This window comes from Streptomyces graminilatus, assembly GCF_001418565.1.
Lineage (GTDB): Bacteria > Actinomycetota > Actinomycetes > Streptomycetales > Streptomycetaceae > Streptomyces > Streptomyces graminilatus.
Genome location: NZ_LIQQ01000139.1, coordinates 23,509 through 29,508, shown reverse-complemented (window position 1 = coordinate 29,508; position 6,000 = coordinate 23,509). Strand labels below are relative to the sequence as shown.

The following is a 6,000-nucleotide window of genomic DNA, read 5'->3' as shown; positions in this document are numbered from 1 at the left end:
GGTACTTGCCCTGGTGGGTGAGGAGGGCACGGTGGTTGACGTCGCCGACCGCGTACAGCCAGTCGCTGCCGGTGACCCGGAGGCTGTCGTCGACCGACAGCCAGGAGCCCGGTACCAGACCGACCGTGTCGAGGCCGATGTCGTCGGTGTGCGGGGCGCGTCCGGTGGCGAAGAGGATCTCGTCGGCCTCGATCCGGTCGCCGGTGTCCGTGACCGCCACGACGGTGCCGTTCTTCCTGGTCACCGACCGGACCGACGTGCCGGTACGGAGGTCTGTGCCCGCCTCCGCCAGTGCCTCTGCGACCAGTTCGCCCGCGAAGGGCTCCATGCGGGGCAGCACGCCCTTGCCACGGACCAGCAGGGTGACCCGCGAGCCGAGCGCCTGCCAGGCGGTGGCCATCTCGACGGCGACGACACCACCGCCGACCACGATCAGCTTGCCGGGCACCGCCTTGGCACTGGTCGCCTCCCTGCTGGTCCAGGGCCCGACCTCGGCGAGGCCCGGCAGGGCGGGCAGTTGGGCGGTGGTGCCCGTGCACACGGCGACCGCGTGCCGGGCCGTCAGTGTGCGCGTCGAGCCGTCCTCGCCCGTCACCGTCACCGTGCGCGGGCCCGCCAGGCGTCCGTGGCCGCGGTAGAGGTCGGCCCCGATGCTCTCCAGCCAGGCGAGCTGTCCGTCGTCCCGCCAGTTCGAGGTCTCGTAGTCGCGGTGGGCGAGTACCGCCTCGGCGTCCAGGGGGCCCTGCACGAGGTGGCGCAGGCCGGGCACCCTGCGGGCGTCGGCGCGGGCGATGACCGGGCGCAGAAGGGCCTTGCTGGGCATGCAGGCCCAGTAGGAACACTCGCCGCCGACCAGTTCGCTCTCCACGATCGCGGTGGTCAGACCGGCCGCTCGGGTGCGGTCGGCCACGTTCTCCCCCACGGGTCCGCCACCGAGCACCACGACGTCGTACACGTTGGTTTCCGTTTCCGTCATGGGGTCAGTCTGGTAGGTGGCGTGGCCCGTGGCCACATGGGTATGGGCGCGGAATACGCGGTGGCCGGGCCGTGTTGTGCGGGCACCACCGGAAACGACCCGACAGCAGGAAGAGGAATCAGGTCATGAGCAGCACCGTGGAGCTCACCAAGGAGAACTTCGACCAGACGGTCACGGAGAACGACTTCGTGCTGATCGACTTCTGGGCGTCCTGGTGCGGGCCGTGCCGTCAGTTCGCCCCGGTGTACGAGAAGGCCGCCGAGGCCAACCCCGACCTGGTGTTCGGCAAGATCGACACGGAGGCGCAGCCGGAGCTGGCGCAGGCCTTCGGGATCCAGTCGATCCCGACCCTGATGATCGTCCGGGACCAGGTCGCCGTGTTCGCCCAGCCCGGCGCCCTGCCCGAGGCCGCCCTGACGGACGTCATCGGACAGGCCCGCAAGCTGGACATGGACGAGGTCCGCAAGTCGGTCGCGCAGCAGCAGGCGCAGCAGGGCAAGTAACCGGTTCTGGGCCGGGCTGCCCCTGGGGGGCGCAGCCCCCTCCAGGGGCGCGGGGAACTGCGCGACCAGCCCCCACCGGGCCCGCAGCGACCCACCGGACCCGACGGAGCGTCTAGAAGGGGTACGGGGCGACATCCCCCCGTACCGTCGTCCACCGCACGTCGGTGAACGCCTCCAGGTTGGACTCACCCCCGAACCGCGCACCGGTGCCGGACGCGGCAACCCCACCGAAGGGCGCCACAGCCTCGTCGTTGACCGTCTGGTCATTGATGTGCACGATCCCGGTCGGGATACGTTCGGCGAGGTCGAGGCCGCGCGCGGTGTCGCGGGTGACGATGCCGAGGGAGAGCCCGTAGGGGCCGGCCGAGGCGAGGGCGGCGGCCTCGTCGACGGTGGTGAAGGGCCGTACCGGCGCGACGGGACCGAAGACCTCCTCCGCGTACGCGGGGGTGCTGTCGCTGACCTCGGCGAGAACAGTCGGCCGGTAGAAGAGGTCCTCGTGCGTGCCACCCGCCGCGAGCCTCGCGCCGCCGGCCGTACTGGCCTGCACCAGGCCATGGACCTTGGCGAGTTGGGCACCGTCGATGATCGGCCCGAGGTGGACGTGCGCGCGGTACGGGTCACCGACGGCGAGGGAGTCGGCCTTGGCGGCGAGCCGCTCGACGTACTCCCCGTACAGCGACTCGTGGACGAGGTGACGGCCGGTCGTCATGCAGATCTGGCCCTGGTGGAAGAAGGATCCCCAGGCGGCGGTGGAGATCACCGCGTCGAGGTCGGCGTCCGCCAGGACGATCATCGCGGAGTTGCCGCCGAGTTCGAGGTGGGCGCGCTTGAGGTGGCGGCCGGCCGCCTCGCCGACGGCCCGGCCCGCCGCCGTGGAGCCGGTGAAGGAGATCACGGGGACGAGGGGGTCAGCGACCAGGGCCTGGCCCGCGTCGGGGCCGCCCGGGAGGATGTGCAGCAGGTCCTCGGGCAGGCCCGCCTCGGCGAAGACGGCGGCCAGCGAGAGCCCGCCGCAGACAGCCGTACGCGGGTCCGGCTTCAGGACGACCGCGTTGCCGAGCGCGAGGGCCGGGGCGACGGAGCGGATCGAGAGGATCAGCGGGGCGTTGAACGGCGAGATCACGCCGACCACCCCGACGGGCACCCGGCGCGTGTAGGACAGCCGGGGCGCCTCGGAGGGCAGTACCTGGCCTGCCGGGCGGGAGGCCAGCGCGGCGGCCTCGTAGCACTCCTGGGCGGCGACGTGCAGCTCGAACTCGGCCTTGCCGGGTATCGAGCCGGACTCGCGGACGATCCAGTCGCGCAGTTCCTCGGTGTGCGCGGCGAAGAGGTCGCCCGCCTTGCGGAGCACCGCGGCCCGCACGAAGTGCGGGGTGCGCGCCCAGGCCGCCTGGGCGGTACGCGCGGCCAGCGCGGCCGGTCCGACGTCCTCGCCGGTGGCGAGCGTGACCGTACCGAGCGCCTCGCCGGTGGCGGGCTCGGTGACGGTGTACTCGGGGCCCGAGAGGGCACGGGCGGCAAGGGACTGCCAGGTCTTGGGGTCGAGCAACGACATTGTGGCTCTCCGATCAGTCACCGGCGGGACGCGCGAGGCGAACACGGGTCCCGTGTGGTTCGCGGCCGTTCCTCAGCCGCGGGGCGGGATGCGGTGATCCGGCGCGCGGCAGCACAGCACACGGCGTCCGGTGGTCGACGGCACCCCCACTGGTTGAGCGTGCAACATCCTAGTCACGCCGTACGGGAAACGCGCCGACCGAGTCCTCGCCCGCTGACGCCGGTCAACTGGAGTCGCGGTGGACGAGCGTCGCCTCGTGGACGTGATGGGACTCGACACCGGCGCCGGGGTTGCGTACGGCGCGGTCGACGAGTTCCGCGAGGTCGCGGCCGGCCGGGAGTTCGATGTGCACCGTGCTCAGTCTGGGCCGCAGCAGCCGGCCGAGGACCAGGTCGTCGGCGCCGATGATCGCGGTGTCGTCCGGGACGGTGACGCCCGCGTCCTGGAGGGCCCGCATCAGCAGCATGGCGTACTCGTCGTTGAACGCGAAGACGGCGTCGAGGCCGAGTTCGGGCCAGCGGGCGGCGAGACCGGCCGCGGACTCCTCGTCGTAGGCGAGCGGCAGCACGGTCACCGAGGCGTCCGTGCCGTCCAGCGCTTCGCGCACCCCGTCGAGGCGGGGCTTGGAGAAGACCCTGAGGCCTGGCTCGTCGGGCACGACGACGCCGATCCGGCGGCGGCCCCGCGCGTACAGGTGCGCGCCCGCCGCACGGCCGACACCGGCGTGGTCGATGAGCAGGCTGTGCGCGCCCTCGATGCGCTCGGTGCCGAGCGTGACGACGGCCCGGGCGCCGGAGCGCTTGAGGACGGCCACGCCCTCCGGTCCGATCCCGCCGACGGGCACGAGGACCGCGGCGGGCCGCAGTTCGGCCCAGGCCCGGGCGGCCTCGTCGCCGCGCAGGCCGAGGGAGGCGTACTGGACGACGGTGTAGTCGAGACGGCTCAGCGCCCACTGGAGTTCGTTGATGAACTGGCTGTAGAGCGGGCCTATCGGCACACTCGGCGCGGGCATCAGGACCATGCGGCTGTGCCCGGCCCGCAGGCTGCGGGCCGCCGCGTGCGGAACGTACCCGAGTTCCTTCGCGGCCTCGTGGACGCGGCGGCGGGTGGGTTCGCTGATCCGGACGGCACTGGTGTTGTTGAGGACGTAGGAGACGGTTGCGCGCGAGACGCCGGCCAGGCGTGCCACATCCGCGCTCGTGGGCACGGAGCGCGGCGGGGGCGTCGGCGGGACGGCCGAATTCGGTATCTGAACCATGACGTACGGCATCTTTGCAGAACCTCGGGGCAAGGTTTTGACCGGGGGAACTTCGCTATCGATCCGACAGCAAAGGCGGTTGACGAAAGCGCTTCAGGAAAGCGCTTTACCAAAACGCTCGGAAAAGATCATTCCCAGCGGTTCAGAGCCTGTTGTACGACGATTTCGCGGCCGCGTCCCGTACCGCCGAGAGGCGAACGCGCTTTCCGGACAGCCGGAGCGGGGGTCCAGGACAAGTCCCGGACGGATTCCAGCGGTTGACCACCCGCGTACGCCGGAGCGCGACCGGCGCAGTTGGCCGGAACCAGCGCTCAACGGGAAGAGACGTCGCCCGTGATGCGGTCGACGAGGTCGATCCAGCCCGCCTCTATCCGGGCCGGCGCCACCCCGCACCGCTCGGTCAAGTGATGGATGAGGGCCGGGTCCAGATATCCCATCAGCGTTTGCGCGAGGAGTTCACAGTCGGCACCGGGAATCGCCTGCCGCAGCAGCATGGCGACGTGACCGGACCGGACCATACGGGGTGCGGATGCGAAACGGCGGCCCGGTTCGCCCTCGGCGGCCAGTTGGAGTTCCAGTTCGTCGACGGTCCGGCGCAGCACCGCGACACCGAACGCGCGCAGCCGCTCCACGGGCGGCGCGCCGGGCCCGAGGGGCGCCGGGCCGGTCAGGAAGGCGGCCTGGAGCGTCCGCTCCGAGTGGTCGAGCAGGGCCATCAGCAGACCCGTACGGTCGCCGAAGCGCCGGAACACGGTCCCCTTGCCGACCTTCGCGGCGGCGGCCACCGCCTCCATCGTCACGCCGGCCGCGCCGTACTGTTCCACCAGCCGGGCGGCGGCCTCCAGCAGGCGGGCGCGGTTGCGTGCGGCGTCGGCGCGCAGACAGGGCTCGTCGGCTCCGGCCTCGACGTCGGGGCCGATGCCGATGCCGGTTCCCAGTTCCAGCAGCACGTGTTCACCGGCGCGCCACTTGGGCTGCGGGAAGGGCGGCAGGGAGTCGGACATGAAGCCAGCGTAACGCCTCGGAAGAAAACTGGACCACGGTCCGTTTGGCTGGTAGAACATTAAACGGACCTCGGTCCGGATCGTAACGGCAATGTTTCAACCCTCTGTGGAGACCCCCATGTCTGTTCGTATCCTCGCCCTCGTCGGCAGCCTTCGTGCCGGTTCCACCAACCGCCAGCTCGCCGAGGCCGCTGTGAAGCACGCCCCGGAGGGCGCGGAGGTCGTCCTCTTCGATGGTCTCGCCGACGTCCCGTTCTACAACGAGGACATCGACGTGGAAGGCAGCCTGCCGGCCGGCGCCGTCGCGCTGCGCGAGGCCGCCGCCTCCGCCGACGCGTTCCTGCTCTTCTCCCCCGAGTACAACGGCACGATTCCGGCCGTCCTGAAGAACGCCATCGACTGGCTGTCCCGCCCGTACGGCGCCGGCGCCCTCACCGCCAAGCCGGTCGCCGTGGTCGGCACCGCGTACGGCCAGTTCGGCGGCGTCTGGGCGCAGGACGACGCCCGCAAGGCGGCCGGCATCGCCGGTGCCAAGGTCATCGACGCCAAGCTCGCCATCCCGGGCTCGCTGGAGCGTTTCGCCGAGACGCACCCCTCCGACGACGCCGAGGTCGCCGCGCAGCTCGCCGAGGTCATCGGCCTGATCCACGGCGAGGCCACGGCTGCCGCCGCCTGATCGACGTACGCGTGACGGAGGGCCG

6 protein-coding genes are annotated in these 6,000 nt (G+C 71.7%); 2 read left to right on the top strand and 4 right to left on the bottom strand.

The window, feature by feature from the left end; translation table 11 throughout:
- Window positions 1-976: FAD-dependent oxidoreductase (locus tag AOK08_RS13610; protein ID WP_055525791.1), on the bottom strand; the 976-nt coding region annotated here is incomplete at its 3' end.
- Window positions 977-1,101: 125 nt separating this feature from the next.
- On the opposite strand from AOK08_RS13610, the gene trxA reads away from it, so the two are divergent.
- Window positions 1,102-1,479, top strand: coding sequence for a thioredoxin (gene trxA / locus AOK08_RS13605; RefSeq protein WP_055525790.1), 378 nt, complete (start codon window positions 1,102-1,104; stop codon window positions 1,477-1,479).
- Window positions 1,480-1,591: 112 nt separating this feature from the next.
- Here the strand turns inward: trxA and AOK08_RS13600 are convergent, their stop codons facing one another.
- The 3 genes from AOK08_RS13600 to AOK08_RS13590 form a co-directional block, all read right to left on the bottom strand.
- Window positions 1,592-3,037, bottom strand: a complete 1,446-nt coding sequence (locus tag AOK08_RS13600) for an aldehyde dehydrogenase family protein (RefSeq protein ID WP_055525789.1) — start codon at window positions 3,035-3,037, stop codon at window positions 1,592-1,594.
- Window positions 3,038-3,260: 223 nt separating this feature from the next.
- Entirely contained in the window at window positions 3,261-4,295 is a 1,035-nt protein-coding gene (locus tag AOK08_RS13595) for a LacI family DNA-binding transcriptional regulator (RefSeq protein ID WP_055525796.1), read from the bottom strand.
- A gap of 311 nt (window positions 4,296-4,606) precedes the next feature.
- Window positions 4,607-5,299: a TetR/AcrR family transcriptional regulator gene (locus tag AOK08_RS13590; RefSeq protein ID WP_055525788.1), complete on the bottom strand. Its 693-nt coding sequence runs from the start codon at window positions 5,297-5,299 to the stop codon at window positions 4,607-4,609.
- Window positions 5,300-5,417: 118 nt separating this feature from the next.
- Here AOK08_RS13590 and AOK08_RS13585 point away from each other — a divergent pair, with 118 nt between their 5' ends.
- Window positions 5,418-5,975 carry an NADPH-dependent FMN reductase gene (locus AOK08_RS13585; protein WP_055525787.1) on the top strand — a complete coding sequence of 186 codons (558 nt, stop codon included), beginning with the start codon at window positions 5,418-5,420 and terminating at the stop codon, window positions 5,973-5,975.
- The last annotated feature ends 25 nt before the right edge of the window (window positions 5,976-6,000 follow it).